General features: G+C 43.4%; 12 protein-coding genes, 1 pseudogene and 1 riboswitch. Of the genes and pseudogenes, 12 read left to right on the forward strand and 1 reads right to left on the reverse strand.

Annotated features, from left to right (window positions below):
- Positions 1 to 258: 258 nt before the first annotated feature.
- The 12 genes and pseudogenes from L1765_RS12810 to hutI all read left to right on the forward strand — a co-directional run bounded on the left by L1765_RS12810 (position 259) and on the right by hutI (position 14,598).
- Positions 259 to 1,341: a tartrate dehydrogenase gene (locus tag L1765_RS12810; RefSeq protein ID WP_236407881.1), complete on the forward strand. Its 1,083-nt coding sequence runs from the start codon at positions 259 to 261 to the stop codon at positions 1,339 to 1,341.
- A 90-nt stretch (positions 1,342 to 1,431) separates the two neighbouring features.
- Complete coding sequence (locus tag L1765_RS12815; protein WP_236407882.1) at positions 1,432 to 2,856, forward strand: aldehyde dehydrogenase family protein; 1,425 nt, start codon at positions 1,432 to 1,434, stop codon at positions 2,854 to 2,856.
- Complete coding sequence (locus L1765_RS12820) at positions 2,853 to 3,623, forward strand: SDR family oxidoreductase (RefSeq protein WP_236407883.1); 771 nt, start codon at positions 2,853 to 2,855, stop codon at positions 3,621 to 3,623. The genes L1765_RS12815 and L1765_RS12820 overlap by 4 nt, the downstream gene beginning before the upstream one ends.
- 50 nt (positions 3,624 to 3,673) lie before the next feature.
- Positions 3,674 to 4,738, forward strand: a complete 1,065-nt coding sequence (locus L1765_RS12825) for a TRAP transporter substrate-binding protein (RefSeq protein ID WP_236407884.1) — start codon at positions 3,674 to 3,676, stop codon at positions 4,736 to 4,738.
- A gap of 170 nt (positions 4,739 to 4,908) precedes the next feature.
- Positions 4,909 to 5,376 (forward strand): TRAP transporter small permease, encoded by a 468-nt coding sequence (locus L1765_RS12830; RefSeq protein WP_236407885.1) that lies wholly within the window; start codon positions 4,909 to 4,911, stop codon positions 5,374 to 5,376.
- Between the two features lie 3 nt (positions 5,377 to 5,379).
- Positions 5,380 to 6,645, forward strand: a complete 1,266-nt coding sequence (locus L1765_RS12835) for a TRAP transporter large permease (RefSeq protein ID WP_236407886.1) — start codon at positions 5,380 to 5,382, stop codon at positions 6,643 to 6,645.
- Positions 6,646 to 6,735: 90 nt separating this feature from the next.
- Positions 6,736 to 8,094 (forward strand): FAD-binding oxidoreductase, encoded by a 1,359-nt coding sequence (locus tag L1765_RS12840; protein WP_236407887.1) that lies wholly within the window; start codon positions 6,736 to 6,738, stop codon positions 8,092 to 8,094.
- A gap of 113 nt (positions 8,095 to 8,207) precedes the next feature.
- A riboswitch (SAM riboswitch) is annotated at positions 8,208 to 8,309 on the forward strand.
- Positions 8,310 to 8,389: 80 nt separating this feature from the next.
- Positions 8,390 to 8,848, forward strand: coding sequence for an OsmC family protein (locus tag L1765_RS12845; protein ID WP_236407888.1), 459 nt, complete (start codon positions 8,390 to 8,392; stop codon positions 8,846 to 8,848).
- 425 nt (positions 8,849 to 9,273) lie between these two features.
- The gene (gene hutP, locus L1765_RS12850; protein WP_268928907.1) at positions 9,274 to 9,732 is read left to right on the forward strand and encodes a hut operon transcriptional regulator HutP; all 459 of its coding nucleotides are present in this window, start codon (positions 9,274 to 9,276) and stop codon (positions 9,730 to 9,732) included.
- Positions 9,733 to 9,942: 210 nt separating this feature from the next.
- Complete coding sequence (hutH, locus tag L1765_RS12855; RefSeq protein ID WP_236407889.1) at positions 9,943 to 11,457, forward strand: histidine ammonia-lyase; 1,515 nt, start codon at positions 9,943 to 9,945, stop codon at positions 11,455 to 11,457.
- A gap of 206 nt (positions 11,458 to 11,663) precedes the next feature.
- Positions 11,664 to 13,331: a urocanate hydratase gene (hutU, locus tag L1765_RS12860; protein ID WP_236407890.1), complete on the forward strand. Its 1,668-nt coding sequence runs from the start codon at positions 11,664 to 11,666 to the stop codon at positions 13,329 to 13,331.
- A 46-nt stretch (positions 13,332 to 13,377) separates the two neighbouring features.
- Positions 13,378 to 14,598, forward strand: a pseudogene (hutI, locus tag L1765_RS12865) (imidazolonepropionase).
- A 63-nt stretch (positions 14,599 to 14,661) separates the two neighbouring features.
- Here hutI and nfsA read toward each other — a convergent pair.
- Complete coding sequence (gene nfsA, locus L1765_RS12870; RefSeq protein WP_236407891.1) at positions 14,662 to 15,399, reverse strand: oxygen-insensitive NADPH nitroreductase; 738 nt, start codon at positions 15,397 to 15,399, stop codon at positions 14,662 to 14,664.
- Positions 15,400 to 15,720 lie beyond the last annotated feature (321 nt).

Here is a 15,720-nt window from a genome sequence, read left to right on the forward strand (position 1 = left end):
ACGACTTACCATTCCCCTGTTCAATTTCCATTATGAGAAGATGACGATGATACAGTAACTAGGTAACTACTGGATGGAATTATTTTCATGAGAATTTGTGACCCTTCGGGTCATGTAAGTTTAGTTCCACATCTATTATTAATAGTAAATGAAAGATTTTTAATATTCACGCAAGATTGGCACGCTATTTGCTTAATTATTTGAGTGACGCAACAAATTTTGCGAACACAACTTAAAGAAAATCAAGGGGTGAAATATATGCAGCATTTTTCAGTTGCCGTTATACCTGGAGATGGAATCGGCCCCGAGGTGATGCAAGAGGGACTCAAGGTCATAAAAGCCTTGGAGGATATTCATGGAGGGATTCGTTTCGTATGTGATTCATTTGATTGGAACTGTAATTATTATTTGAAGCACGGCAGGATGATGCCTTCAAATGCCCTGGATATTCTCAAGGATTATGATGTGATTTTATTGGGGGCTGTCGGGTCTCCCCAAGTTCCTGATCACATCTCTGTTTGGGAATTAATTTTACCTATTCGAAGGGCTTTTCAACAGTATGTAAATCTCCGTCCCATCAAGCTTCTTAGGGGACTAGAAAGCCCACTTCGCTATAAAGAGCATAAGGATCTCGATTTTGTTGTCGTGCGTGAGAATACCGAAGGGGAATATTCCAACATGGGAGGAAGGATTCATCAGGGAACGCCCTATGAATTGGTGGTACAAAACAATGTGTTTACCCGGCATGGGATTGAACGGGTCGTGAAATTTGCCTATACTCTGGCTGAAAGAAGAGGAAAAGGAAGGCTAACTGCCGCTACGAAATCTAACGGAATTAATTTTTCCATGCCATTCTGGGATGAAATCGTGAGGGAAATTAGCAAGGAGCACCCTGACATCGAAACCAATTTGTATCACATTGATGCTCTTTCCGCTTACTTCATTACAAAACCGGAAACCTTTGATGTTGTGGTGGCCAGCAATCTGTTTGGCGACATCTTAACAGACTTGGGGGCAGCCATTGTGGGCGGTCTTGGCTTAGCTCCTTCTGGAAATATCAACCCCGAAAAGGAATACCCGTCTATGTTTGAACCGATTCATGGATCAGCCCCTGACATTGCTGGAAAAGGAATCGCCAATCCCATCGCCCAAATATGGAGTATTAGCATGATGATGGATCATCTGAATCAACTAGAAATGGGAAAATTGATAATTGATTCGATTGAGGATGTGTTGATCTCTGGCAAAATTGCAACCCCTGATTTAGGGGGTGAAGCAACGACGAGGGAAATGGGTGAAGCGATAATCCAACGGATATACCAAAATGATCATCTTCATTAATGTCCTGTTTTAGAAAAAATCTTTGTTCCGTATCTATAGAATTGCTTCAATTATGACTAAAAGGAATAGAAAAGAAAGGGGAAATCACACATGGCAACAAAACAGATTGACTTATACATTGGAGGAAAATGGGTTAAAACAAGGGATTATTTTCCTGTTCATCATAAATTTACGGGCGAAACCCTGGCTTTGGTGGCCAAGGCGGAAAAACAGCATGTGATTGATGCCGTTACAGCTGCAGAGGAAGCATTTAAAATAGATCACCTTACACCCTATCAAAGATACAAGATTTTGCTGAAAACGGCAGAATTGATGGAGGACAGACGGGAATCCTTGGAATATTCCCTTGTTCAGGAGGTGGGAAAAACCCGTAAAGATGCAAAGGGCGAATTGGATCGTGCAATCAATACGTTTCGTTTATCCGCAGAAGAGGCGAAGAGAATTTCCGGGGAAATGATTCCTTTGCAGGCTACCGAAGGATCTGAAAACCGCTTGGGATTTACCATTCGGGTCCCTAGAGGGGTGATTGGTGCTATTACCCCGTTTAACTATCCCTTGCTATTGGGAACCCATAAAATCGCTCCCGCTTTGGCTGCTGGCAATACCCTTGTCATAAAGCCAGCAAGTACCACCCCGTTGGCCACTTTTCATCTATTGGGATTGCTTGAAGAAGCAGGTCTTCCCAAAGGGTATATCAATATTGTAACAGGTTCAGGACACGATGTTGGAGAATGGTTGCTGGATGACTACCGGATTGCCATGTATACCTTTACTGGATCAGGAGAAGTGGGAAGACATATTAAGGAAAGAAGCGGAATGCGGCCAGTTGCCCTTGAATTAGGAAATAATTCCCCCAATATTATTCATGAAGATGCTGACCTGGATCTTGCTGCAAAATTAACTGCACAGCGAAGCTTTCATAATGCTGGACAGGCATGTATTGCTGTTCAAAGAATTTATGTTCATCAAGATGTATTGGATGAATTTACGGAAAAATATCTGTCTCAAGTAATCAAGTTAAAGGTAGGAAATCCAGAGGATCCCGATACAGATGTAGGTCCAATGATTAGCGAAAAGGAGGCTATTCGTGCGGAGGAATGGGTCAATGAAGCGATTTCCCAAGGTGCAAGCTCCTTGCTTCCGATAAAAAGAGAGAAGGCGCTCTTTTATCCAGCGGTCCTAATCAATACGAAGCCAGAAATGAAAGTGGTCTGTCAGGAGGTGTTTGCGCCGGTTGTCACCATCATTCCTTATCAGGATATTGAGGAAGCTTTTTCGATGGCCAATCAGTCAGAATATGGACTTCAAGCGGGCATCTTTACCCGGAATCTGAACATCGCCATCAAGGCGGCCAAGACTCTCCAGTATGGCGGAGTGATCATTAATGACGTTTCCACTTACCGGAATGATGTGATGCCCTATGGCGGAGTGAAGAACAGCGGCTTGGGTAAAGAAGGTCCCAAATATGCGATTGAAGAGATGACAGAAGAGAGAACGGTGGTGATCAATCTATGACATCTGGATTGCTCCAAGGGAGAACCGCCATTGTTACAGGGGCTGGTTCAGGAATGGGGCGGGCGATTGCTAAACTTTTTGCAGAGCAGGGTGGGCAAGTTATTATTGCAGACCTGAATCAGGAGGCGGCAGAAAAAACAGCGAAAGAAATTGGCGGGAGTCAGGTGTTCGCCGTCAAAGTAGATGTGGCAGATGACTTAAGTGTAGCGAAGATGGTAAAAGGGTCCTTGACGGTTTTTGGTGATCTGGACATTTTGGTCAACTGTGCAGGTATTCCACAGGTGTTTACTCCAATAGAGGAACTTTCTGAATCCCAATGGGACAAGATCATGAACGTCAATACCAAATCTATTTTTTTGACGGTCAAGCATGCAGTGCCGTACATGAAAAAGAAAAATAAGGGTTCTATTGTAAACATTGCGTCTATAGCCGGTGTAAGGGCAAGGCCTGGTTTAAATGCTTATTGTGCTTCTAAGGGGGCGGCCATTATGTTAACCAAAGCTTTGGCATTAGAATTGGCCCCTTTTCAAATTCGGGTAAACGCCATTAATCCAGGACCTGCAGAAACCCCAATGCTGGGACAGTTTATCAGTGGGGATCAACAGAAGATAGAATCTGATAAAAAAAATATTTTCTTAAGCAGTATCCCGCTGGGCTCACTCATTCAACCGGAAGATATTGCCCATGCAGCCCTTTATCTCGCTTCTGATTTGTCCCGTAAAGTGACAGGAGAAATATTGAATGTTGACGGGGGTAGGGGCATCTAGTACAATAGCATCTAAATTATTTTATAATTCTAAAAAAGGGGGAAATAAAAATGAGAAAGAAATGGTTGTTTATTTTGACAATGGTGATGCTTATTTCTGTTTTGGTGTTGTCTGCTTGCGGAGGGAATCAATCGAACAATACCGCCCCGACCACAGATGGCGGAGATAAACCAAAGGAAGAAGTGAAGCCGACTGACGATGGGAAGACCTATCTATTTAAGGCAGGCCATTCTCTAACAGAGGATCATCCTTATCAGTTGGCACTCGTTCAATTTGCCAAGGCCGTTGAAGATAGAACTAACGGAAAAGTCAAATTTGAAATTTATCCGCTTAGTCAATTGGGGGCAGAAAGAGAACTGACAGAGGCCCTAACTTTGGGAACAGCGGATATGTCTATATCCTCTACTGGACCCATTTCAAACTTTTACCCTCAAATGGGAGTCGTGGATTTACCTTTCCTATTTGAAAGCAGAGAACAGGCTTATAAGGTGCTTGATGGGGAAGTAGGTCAGGAATTGTTAAAGGGATTGGAAAGTGTAGGCATTGTTGGTCTGGCTTGGGCCGAGAACGGTTTTCGCCACATCACCAACAGCAAGCGTCCGATACAAACACCTGCTGATTTAAAAGATTTAAAGATTCGCACTATGGAAAACCCGGTTCACATGGCGGCATTTGAAGCTTTGGGGGCGAAGCCAACTCCAATGGCCTGGACTGAGGCACTTACCGCTCTTCAGCAGGGAGTGGTGGATGCCCAGGAAAATCCCGCTATTGTTGCCGATAAATACAAGCTTTATGAAGCCAATCAAAAGTTCATGACATTAACCGGACATGTATATTCTCCTGCGATCATGATGTTTAGCAAAGCGGTATTTGATACCTTGCCGAATGAATACCAGCAGATCATCCGCGAAGAAGCGAAAAAAGCCGGAGATTATGAACGAGAACTGATAGCAAAAATGGAACAGGATTCACTCAATGTACTGAAAGAAAAAGGGGTACAGATTATTGAAAATGTAGACAAAAAACCTTTTAGGGATGCGATTAAGCCTGTTTACGAAAAGTATGGAAAACAATTTGGAGAGGATTTGATTGATAAGATTATCAATACCAAATAACGATTGAAGCGGAAAACGGAGCCCTCAAAAACATCTGGGGATTTCAAAGGTGGAGTCAGTTTGAGGGCTAATTCCCGTTCTTTAGTCCCTCCGTAAAATACGAACTTAAAGGCTGTCCTAAGTAAATTCTTTAGTAACGTCCATACATATGAAAGAGAGGGGGAGTTGTCATGGGAAAAGCCGTTGAACGAATGAATGAAGTTATGAAGCATATCCTCAATCTTTTATTATTTGTCATGGTGATCGTTGTCTTCGCCCAGGTATTGATCCGTTACATTTTTGATCAGCCCTTGGCTTGGTCTGAAGAACTGGCCAGATATATATTGGTATGGATTACCTTTCTGGGAGCGGCTTACGCTATGTCAAAAAAGGCCCATGTCGGTGTAGAGATAGTTGTTAAACTATTCCCAAAGAATTTTCAAAAGATAGTTACGGTTCTGTCTGCGCTGCTAAGTTTATTCTTTTTTGGAATGATGATCTACCAGGGATATTTATTCGTAGAAAGAACGATGGCCCAAACCTCCGCAGTCCTTCAACTGCCTATGGGCGGCGTCTATTTTGTTATCCCTCTAAGTGGTGTGTTGATTTCTATTAATCTGATCTACTATGTGATTCAAGAGTTAAGAGGGGAGGGATAATCATTGGGCACCCTGTTATTTATCATTCTTTTACTGCTGTTCATAATGAATGTGCCGATTGCTGTCGCCTTGGGTTTATCCGCAAGTATCGTTCTCTTGATCCAGGATCAAATTCCATTATTGGTTATCATTCAAAAAATGTTTAATGCGACCGATTCGTTCCCCTTAATGGCGGTACCCTTTTTTATTTTGGCCGGAAAGTTAATGGAAACCGGGGGGATTTCGCGACGTCTCATTGCCTTTGCCAATACCATTGTGGGTCGGGTTCCCGGGGGATTATCCATTGTTGCCATTATCACGGCCATGTTTTTTGCCGCAATTTCCGGATCAGCTGCAGCAACAACTGCCGCCGTTGGAAGTTTGTTGATTCCGGTGATGGTCAAGAAAGGGTATGATATTAATTATGCAACTGCCGTACCTGCCGCGGGCGGAACGGTTGGAGTCATGATTCCACCCAGTGTTCCATTGGTTTTATATGGTGTTGCTGCTAGTACATCAATCAGCGATTTATTTTTGGCTGGTATCGGACCTGGTGTGTTTGTTACTTTTTCATTGGTTATTGTGGCGTTTATTATCAGCTATAAACGAGGTTATGGCGGTGGGGAGAAAAGCAGTGTATGGGAGTTTTTTCATACGTTGAAAGACGCTATTCTTGCCCTGTTGATGCCCGTCATCATTTTAGGCGGAATTTATGGAGGAATTTTTACCCCTACCGAAGCGGCTGTTGTAGCGGTTGTCTACGGGTTGATCGTTGGTCTGTTTGTATATAGGGAAATCAAATGGAAAGATCTGTCTGACATATTTTCTTCATCGGTTACCACGACGGCAGTGATTATGTTTATTATTGCAAATGCTTCCATTTTCGGTTTTCTCTTAACCAGGGAACAAATCCCGAGGGAAATCTCCAATATGATGCTGAGCGTCACCCAAAGCGAGATTGTTACTCTTCTGATAATTAATGGCCTTTTGTTGATTATCGGAACATTTTTGGAAACCGCGGCTGCCATCATCATTTTGACCCCTATTCTGGTTCCGATTGTGCAGGGAATGGGGATTGACCTGGTTCATTTTGGGATTATCATGACCGTTAACCTGGCCATTGGAATGATTACTCCTCCGGTTGGGATCAACCTATTTGTCGGGTCCAATATTGCAGGGATAAAAATGGAACCCTTAGTGCAAGCCATTATCCCTTTTATCCTCATTATGATTGTTGACGTATTAATCATTAGCTTTTTCCCAGGGTTAAGCCTATTTTTGCTGGATTGATCAACGTTCCACAGGTGATGTGAACTGAGGATTGGCACATCGATAAGTTGAAATATCATGGTTTGAAGAGAAATGTTTGGAGGGAACGTGATGGAGCTTGTTACAGAACTGAAGAAACTGATTGATGAAGAAAGGGTTACCCAAAATCCAACCGTATTGGAACAGCATAGTCGGGATGAATCTTACCATACCCCTCATCTTCCTGATGTTGTGGTTTTTCCCAAAAGTACAGAAGAAGTAAGGTTGGTGATGAAATTTGCTTATGAACATGTTATCCCGGTCACTCCCTTTGGATTGGGATCCAGTGTTGAAGGACAGGTTATTCCATATCACGGAGGAATCACATTAGATTTTCAACTGATGAATCAAGTGTTGGAAGTCAGCCCGAAGGATTTTCTTGTCCGTGTTCAACCGGGGGTGACAAGATCCCAGCTGAACAAGGAACTGAAGAAATATGGACTGTTCTTTTCTGTAGATCCAGGGGCAGATGCAACACTCGGGGGAATGGCGGCAACGAATGCAAGTGGAACTACTTCTGTCCGGTATGGGATTATGCGAGATCAGGTCAGGGATTTGGAGGTGGTGTTGGCGGATGGAAGGGTGATACATACCGGAAGTAAGGCTGCCAAGTCTTCATCCGGATACTATACCACCGGATTGTTTGTTGGTTCAGAGGGGACCTTAGGAGTGTTTACGGAATTAACGTTAAGAGTATATGGCATTCCGGAAGTGATTATGGCTGCCAGGGCCGTTTTTCCCAGTATCAAGGATGCTGTGAACACCGTGGTTTCCATTATTTCGGCGGGAATTGCCGTTGCTAGAATTGAATTGGTAGATTCCCGTTCCATTAAACAGGTGAATCTTTATAACCAGACCCAATATCCTGAGAGACCTACACTTTTTATTGAATTTCATGGAAATGAAGCTGGACTCAACCAGGATGTAGAGTTTGCCCAAAATTTAGCCAGTGAAAATCACTGTGTAGAATTTAAATTTGAAACCGATTCAAAGGCTCGGGCGCAATTATGGGATGTTCGCCATAACCTGGCCTATGCCTTTATTCACAAATCTCCGGGTAAAAAGATGATGGTCACAGATGTTTGTGTTCCATTATCCGAGTTAGCTGATTCCATTGAGAATGCTCGATTATCCATTGATCAATCTGGTCTTGATGGGGCCATCCTGGGTCATGTGGGAGATGGAAATTATCATGTGATTTTTATGCTGGACCTGGATAACCCTGATGAAATGGAACGTGCCGAAAGGCTAAATGCCCATCTTGTCCAATATGCATTAAGCAAAGGCGGGACGTGTACCGGCGAGCATGGTGTAGGAATCGGTAAGGCTAAATATCAGGCCATGGAGCATGGTGAAACTCTAAACGTTTTTGCTGCGATAAAAAACGCTCTTGATCCAAAGGGAATATTAAATCCAGGGAAAATTTTTTGAGGATGGAACTTAAGATTTACACATCAGAAAATAAAAAATCCGTAAAAAGGGATTGACATTGTCAGAATTTCTGTTAATATGATCTTAACCTTAATAACTGAATAGAAAGAATTTTCTTATCCAGAGAGGTGGAGGGACTGGCCCCATGAAGCCTCGGCAACCCCGTATTGGAAGGTGCCAATTCCAGCAAAGCGTTGTGCTTTGGGAGATGAGAAAGGGATAATTACATGTTTGTGAAAACCCTCTTCTCACCGAAGGGGGTTTTTTAGTTCATGAGAAAGGGAGAGGATGAAAGATGAGCAACGCAACAGCTCAATTGATCAGAGTCAATGCAAAGGGAGTTTGGAAGGGAGGAGTGCATACTTCTATAAGTGTAAGGGATTTTCCCAGCTTTGACATGGATGAGCCGCCTGAGTTGGGCGGAACTGATTTGGGGCCCAATCCCATGGAATTTGTGGTGGCGGCTTTAAACGGCTGCGTTTCTGTTATGATTGCTTTGATTGCTAAAGAACAGGAATTTACCTATGATGGTGTCGAATTTGAATCTACGGGTATTATTGATCTTCGTGGATTGGCAGGAGTAGAAGGTGTCTCTCCCCACTTTCAAAAAATTAGGTTTGATGTTATTTTTAAAACGGAGGAGAGTGAAGAAAGGATCTCGGCACTAAGGCGGGAAGTTGAGAGGAGATGCCCTGCACTTAATCTTTTGAAGGATGCAGGGGTCGTCCTTGATGCGGAGTGGAAGAAAGGGTAGAAGAAGGAACACAGATTGTTCGCACTCATTTCAGTCAACTAAAGAGTGTAAACCAATGATTCTCATGTTGCTTGACGTGTACTCGAATTCCAGATCGAAATATCCGAGAGGAAGAGATGGAATGGTACCATATTGAAATGAAACATGAACAAAAAGGTCCTCCATTTTTTCCGGGATGAAAAAGGGTATTCCGACGTTGTTCGGGAAGCCCAGGAATTGGTATAGCTTCTGCTAAAGGCGGGAACTCAGTTTCTATGGTGCTGAGGATTTCATTCCTACAGAAGAATATGAGATCATGATGCTGATAAAGCAATACAAAAAGCCGAATTTGTATTCAACACCGTGAAGGAAGCTTTAGAGTAATTGTGTCATTGACAACTTGGTCTATGTTGGATAGGATTAAGTAAACTATGGAGGGCAATGGTATGTGGAGTGAAGTCATCGAGGGAAAGCTGGGGAAAATTGCCGCATTTTTGGCCATGATGGGAGAAGAGGTTGCCCAATCTACTTCTTTTATTAAAGAAATTCGCAAGGATGGGTATCTTTATATCATTGGCCGAGTCGGTTCCATGGAGCCCCAGAAAGTGGTTGCGGCCATTGAAACCGCTGCGAAGAATCAGGGAATCATTGATCATGGGGTATATCGGGAGGCCCATGCCCTCTATCACGCGATCATAGAATCGCTGCATGGAATAGGCAGGGGAGATACTTCATTGGGTTCGATCATGAGAACAGTGGGTTTAACTTTTGCTGTGGTTCGGGGCAAACCCTATCCATCAGAGGAAGAAGGAGAATGGATTGCCGTTGCCTTGTATGGCACCATCGGCGCTCCGATAAAAGGCTCCGAACACGAAGTGTTGGGAATGGGAATCAATCATATCTGAATTTGCGATCTATTAAAAACGCTGATATCGTGGTATAATAATGGCATAATGATTAAAATAATAATCATCATGAACTTGCCGAATTGCCAATAGTTTTCGTATACCCATAGTGGTTAGAATTTAGGGGGTATTACGGTGCAGAGTTGTTCTGTCCGTAATACCTTTTTTAATTTTCGGCTTCTATCATTACTTTGGGAGGAGGAGTTTCCGGTGAAGGTACTTTTGGATGGAAATTCATTAACATTAAATCAAGTGGAACAGGTAGTATATGATAAAGCCCAGGTTGATCTGACAGAAGAAGCTTGGGAGAGAGTGTCCAACAGCAGAGAAATGGTTGAAAAATATGTGAACGAAGAAAAAGTCATTTACGGGGTAACAACAGGATTCGGGAAATTTAGCGATGTGGTGATTCATAACGGAGAGGTTGGTCAGCTTCAGTTATATCTGATTAGGAGTCATGCCTGCGGGATTGGAGAACCCTTTTCAGAAGATGTTTCCAGGGCGATGCTCCTGCTTAGAGCCAATGCATTAGCAAAGGGCTTTTCAGGGATACGAAGGGAAACGCTGCAGATGCTCCTTGATTGCTTAAATCATGGGATTCACCCCGTCATCCCGCAGCAGGGCTCTTTGGGAGCCAGCGGGGATTTGGCCCCATTATCCCATTTGGCTCTGGTTTTGATCGGTGAAGGAGAGGCTGTTTATAAAGGGCAGCAGATGGATGGGAGAGAAGCACTGAAGAGGGCAGGTTTACAGCCGATTCAATTGGCGGCTAAAGAAGGATTGGCTCTCATTAACGGGACCCAGGCGATGACAGCCGTTGGAGTGCTGTCTTACCTAGAAGCATCCCGCCTTGCTGATGCGGCTGAGGGAGTGGCGGCACTTACCCTTGAAGCGTTACAGGGGATCATTGATGCTTTCAGTCCAGAGGTGCAAAGGGTACGTCCATATCCCGAACAGGAGCAGGTTGCCTCTCGAATTCGCAGGCTTGTGGAGGGAAGCGGGTTAGTTAGCCAACAGGGAGAGATTCGGGTGCAGGATGCCTATACCTTAAGATGTATTCCTCAGGTTCATGGTGCCATTCGGCAGGTACTCCGGTATGTCGAAGAGAAGTTAATGATTGAAATAAATTCGGCCACAGATAATCCTCTTATTTTTACCGAAACTGGCGAGGTCATCTCAGGAGGGAATTTCCACGGACAGCCCATTGCTTTTGCCATGGATTTTCTCGGAATAGCTATGGCTGAGTTAGCCAATATTTCTGAAAGGAGAATTGAAAGATTGGTTAATCCTCAGCTGAGCCAGCTTCCGGCATTTTTAAGTCCAAATCCCGGCTTGCAATCTGGAATGATGATTGCCCAGTATGCCGCAGCTTCTCTGGTATCCGAAAATAAAGTACTGGCCCATCCGGCAAGTGTGGATTCCATTCCTTCCTCAGCCAATCAAGAGGATCACGTAAGTATGGGAACCATAGCTGCCCGCCATGCCCAGCAAATTATTCAAAACAGCCGACGGGTTGTTGCTATTGAAGCCATGGCCAGTTCTCAGGCCCTGGAGATTAAAGGTATAGATAAGATGTCTCCGAGGACACGAAAGCTATACGATGAGATTCGTGATGAGGTTTCATCGTTAAAGCAAGATCGCGTACTTTCTACAGATATTGAAAAATTAGCCAAGCTTTTACAGCGACTGAAGTGGGATGATAAGGCCCAATCATTTATCCGATGACTAACCGTTACTAAGACTTCCACTTCTTAAGTGGGAGATCAGTGGCGCTAAGCCCCTGGATAAGTTCAACTAAACTTCAGTAAATATGAACTTCGACTAAATACGCAACGTCCTGTTGCAACCTCGAAGTTTGCACTTCCATGTGCATCATAAAACTTCACCTGAAGTATGTTTCCTTTATAAAGGGATAAGGAGGAATCGTGATCATGGAAAATCATAATAGAGAAATTCGTGCACCAAGAGGAACAGAAATTTCCTGCCAGAGCTGGCAGCAGGAAGCAGCTATGAGGATGCTGATGAATAACTTAGATCCAGAAGTAGCAGAAAAGCCTGAGGAGCTGGTGGTATACGGAGGGAGTGGAAAGGCCGCCCGTAACTGGGATTGCTTTGATGCCATCGTACGTACGTTAAAGACCCTTAAGAATGATGAAACACTGCTTGTCCAGTCTGGCAAGCCAGTTGGAGTATTTCGGACTCATGAAATGGCGCCTCGTGTTTTAATCTCCAATTCTGTACTGGTTCCAGCATGGGCCAATTGGGAAACCTTCCGAAAGTTGGAAAACGAAGGACTTACCATGTATGGACAAATGACAGCCGGGAGCTGGATTTATATTGGAACACAAGGTATTCTTCAAGGGACATATGAAACCTTTGCTGCTGCCGCCAGACAGCACGGACATGGGACGTTAAAGGGAAAACTGGTTCTAACCGCTGGAATGGGAGGAATGGGCGGAGCTCAGCCACTTGCTGTAACCATGAACGAAGGGGTGGCAATTGTTGTTGACGTAGATGCCACCCGTATCGAGAGAAGAATGAAGACCCGATACTGCGATAAAATGACCCATTCCTTGGATGAAGCTTTACAGTGGGCGAGTGATGCTGTTCAATCAGGAACTGCTCTTTCCATTGGTCTTGTGGGAAATGCCGCCGAGATTTTCCCTGAGTTCGTAAAGAGAGGGATTACTCCTGACTATGTTACAGACCAAACCTCTGCCCATGATCCTTTAAATGGTTATGTACCTGCCGGTTATTCATTGGATGAAGCAGAGAAATTGCGAAAAGAGAACCCGGATGAATATGTTCGAATTTCTAAATTAAGTATGGCTAAACATGTTCAAGCTATGCTGGATATGCAAAAAGCAGGTGCCATTACATTTGATTATGGAAATAATATTCGCCAGGTAGCTTTTGATCAAGGAGTAAAGGAAGCCTTTAACTTCCCCGGATTTGTTCCCGCCTATATTCGCCCATTATTCTGTGAAGGGAAGGGTCCATTCCGTTGGGCTGCTTTATCTGGTGATCCCGAGGATATTTATCGAACAGACCGTTTGGTTCTAGAAATGTTCCCTGAGGATGAGCATTTAAAGCGCTGGATTACTATGGCTCAGGAGCGAGTGGCATTCCAGGGGCTGCCATCACGAATTTGCTGGCTCGGTTATGGGGAAAGGGCCAAGCTAGGTCTTGCCATTAATGAATTAGTACGAAAAGGGGAATTAAAGGCTCCTATTGTTATTGGACGTGACCATCTCGATTGCGGTTCAGTGGCATCACCAAATAGAGAAACGGAAGCAATGAAGGATGGAAGTGACGCCATCGGTGACTGGGCGATTTTAAATGCTCTAGTCAATACCGCAGCAGGTGCCAGTTGGGTATCCGTTCACCATGGGGGAGGAGTAGGAATAGGATATTCTCTCCATGCCGGTATGGTTGTTGTAGCCGATGGAACAGAGTTAGCAGCTGATAAGCTATCCCGAGTCCTTACTTCTGATCCAGGAATGGGCGTTATCCGCCACGCTGATGCTGGTTATGAATTGGCACATCAAGTGGCAAAGGAGCGTGGGATTAGAATACCAATGAGTGAGAAGGAGGGTTAGATCCTTGGCTGTAACATTCATTTCAAATATTGGTCAATTATTAACCATGAAAGGGAGCTCCCTCCCCCGCAAGGGAAAAGAGATGAAGGATATTGGCTTAATCGAAGGGGCTGCCCTGTTGATTCAAGATGATCAAATCCTTTTTGCAGATCAGGAACGAAAGGTAAGATAGTTCATAGATGAACAGGAATTATCCATAGACCGGGAGATTGATGCCAAGGGTCAGTTAGTAACCCCGGGCTTAATTGACCCCCATACCCATCTGGTTCATGGCGGCTCCCGGGAATATGAAATAGCCTTAAAACAACAAGGGGCAAGTTATCTTGAAATTTTAGCTCAAGGTGGTGGAATTTTAAGTACGGTTAAAGCCACACGAACAGCTTCCTTTCAGGAACTGTTGAATAAAACACTTTTTCATCTGGATGTATTGCTGAGCTATGGGGTAACTACTGTAGAGGCTAAAAGTGGGTATGGGCTGGATGAAGAAACCGAATTAAAGCAGCTTAGGGTGGCTAAGGAAGCCAGCAAGCGACACTCGATGGAGATCGTTTCCACCTTCTTAGGGGCTCATGCTATTCCCATGGAGGACCGAAAGGATCCGGAGAATTTCTTAAAACGAATGGAAGCTATATTTCCTGTTATTTTAGAGGAAGGATTAGCAGATTATTGTGATATCTTTTGTGAAGAAGGAGTATTTTCCGTTGATCAGTCCAGGGATTATTTAAAAAAAGCAAAAGAGGCTGGCTTTAAATTAAAAATCCATGCCGATGAAATTGTTTCCCTAGGTGGAGCTGAATTGGCTGCTGAGTTGGGAGCGGCATCAGCAGATCATTTAGTGGGTGCTTCCGATGAAGGAATCCGTCGGATGGGAGCAGAGGGGGTTATTGCGGTTCTTCTTCCCGGGACATCCTTTTACTTATGTAAGGAAAAGCCAGCAAGAGCACGGTTTATGCTGGAAAACAATTTAGCTATCGCCCTATCCACTGATTTTAATCCAGGCAGTTCACCCACAGAAAACCTTCAGTTCATTATGACTCTGGCTGCGCTTCACCTGAAAATGACCCCAGAAGAAATTTGGACAGCTTGTACCGTAAATGCTGCCTGTGCCATTGGTGTTGAGAATAAGGTTGGGCAAATCGTCCCAGGAATGCAGGCGGATGTAGTCATCTGGAATGCTCCAAACTATGCTTACATTCCTTATCACTATGGTGTAAACCATGTGGCTATGGTTCTTAAAAAGGGTGAAGTGGTGGTAAAGTATTTTTAATATATAGTAATTGAATGGGAGTAAAACCAATAATCGGTGTTTACTCCCATTTTTTTATTCAAATTATTCAAATCGGAATCCTTGGTCATTAAGGAAAGATCTCATATGGGATCGTGAGGGTTGCTTAAATTTCGCTGCCATCTCTTGAGACCAAGTGGTGCTTCTTTTACCATTGGTTCGCTCCAGGTAATATTGGTGCATCACTTCGTCATATTTTTTGATATGTCCTGTGATATCTTCCGTATGATAAGTATTCTCATGATAAATGGCCTTCATTTCCAGCCGAGGGCGAATAGCTGGATCTTGGTCAGGGTATCCGACACACATCCCAAAAACCGGATAAACTAGTTCTGGTATATTTAATAATTTGCTTACTTTCTCTGGATTGTTTCGAATGCCACCAATATAAACAATGCCAAGCCCCATTGATTCTGCAGCAATAGCTGCATTTTGAGCAGCAAGGGTAACATCAACGGTGGCTACAATAAAATTCTCAACAGTTTCATGAACCATCTTTGAGTTCTGAATGTAACAGGCTTCTCTCAAACGATATAGGTCTGCGCACCATACAAGAAAAAAAGGACATTGTTCAATATATGCTTGATTTCCAGCAAAAACGCTTAATTTCTTTTTGATCTCGGGATCTGTTACTCCAATTACACTATAGGCTTGAACATTACTGGAAGTAGACGCCATCTGAGCAGAGCGGATGATATTTTCAATTTGTTCTGAGGTAAGGGGCCTTGATTGATATCTTCTTATTGAACGGTGGCGTTGTAAAAGGTTAATTGTTGAATTCATGTTAATGACCTCCTAATTCAAAGGGTTCAACTTATTATGATATATCCAATTTTTCACTGTCAAATATCTAGGAATATTTTTGATAGTATGGCCGAGACAGTTAATAATAACGATAGCAAGTGATGCAAATCTACATCGAAATAGTTTTCATATTTTTAAATAATTCACAAATTAGATATAATTGTGATAAATGCGATTGCAAATATATGCAATTCTCCATCAATCGATGCGAAATTACATCAGATGGTTTATGTATTTGGTCTCCGAGAAATCGATAATCGGTTCTTATAACGGAAAATAAGTCTAAAAAAAAGCATTTTT

This window comes from Microaerobacter geothermalis, from assembly GCF_021608135.1.
Classification (GTDB): Bacteria; Bacillota; Bacilli; order DSM-22679; family DSM-22679; genus Microaerobacter; species Microaerobacter geothermalis.

What these genes read in the sequence shown, in the direction of transcription:
- L1765_RS12820 (WP_236407883.1), top strand. Translation starts at nt 2,853, where the DNA reads ATGACATCTGGATTGCTCCAAGGGAGAACCGCCATTGTTACAGGGGCT.
- L1765_RS12840 (WP_236407887.1), top strand. Translation starts at nt 6,736, where the DNA reads ATGGAGCTTGTTACAGAACTGAAGAAACTGATTGATGAAGAAAGGGTT.
- L1765_RS12845 (WP_236407888.1), top strand. Translation starts at nt 8,390, where the DNA reads ATGAGCAACGCAACAGCTCAATTGATCAGAGTCAATGCAAAGGGAGTT.
- L1765_RS12810 (WP_236407881.1), top strand. Translation starts at nt 259, where the DNA reads ATGCAGCATTTTTCAGTTGCCGTTATACCTGGAGATGGAATCGGCCCC.
- nfsA (WP_236407891.1), bottom strand. Translation starts at nt 15,399, where the DNA reads ATGAATTCAACAATTAACCTTTTACAACGCCACCGTTCAATAAGAAGA.
- L1765_RS12815 (WP_236407882.1), top strand. Translation starts at nt 1,432, where the DNA reads ATGGCAACAAAACAGATTGACTTATACATTGGAGGAAAATGGGTTAAA.
- hutU (WP_236407890.1), top strand. Translation starts at nt 11,664, where the DNA reads ATGGAAAATCATAATAGAGAAATTCGTGCACCAAGAGGAACAGAAATT.
- L1765_RS12830 (WP_236407885.1), top strand. Translation starts at nt 4,909, where the DNA reads ATGGGAAAAGCCGTTGAACGAATGAATGAAGTTATGAAGCATATCCTC.
- hutP (WP_268928907.1), top strand. Translation starts at nt 9,274, where the DNA reads ATGTGGAGTGAAGTCATCGAGGGAAAGCTGGGGAAAATTGCCGCATTT.
- L1765_RS12825 (WP_236407884.1), top strand. Translation starts at nt 3,674, where the DNA reads ATGAGAAAGAAATGGTTGTTTATTTTGACAATGGTGATGCTTATTTCT.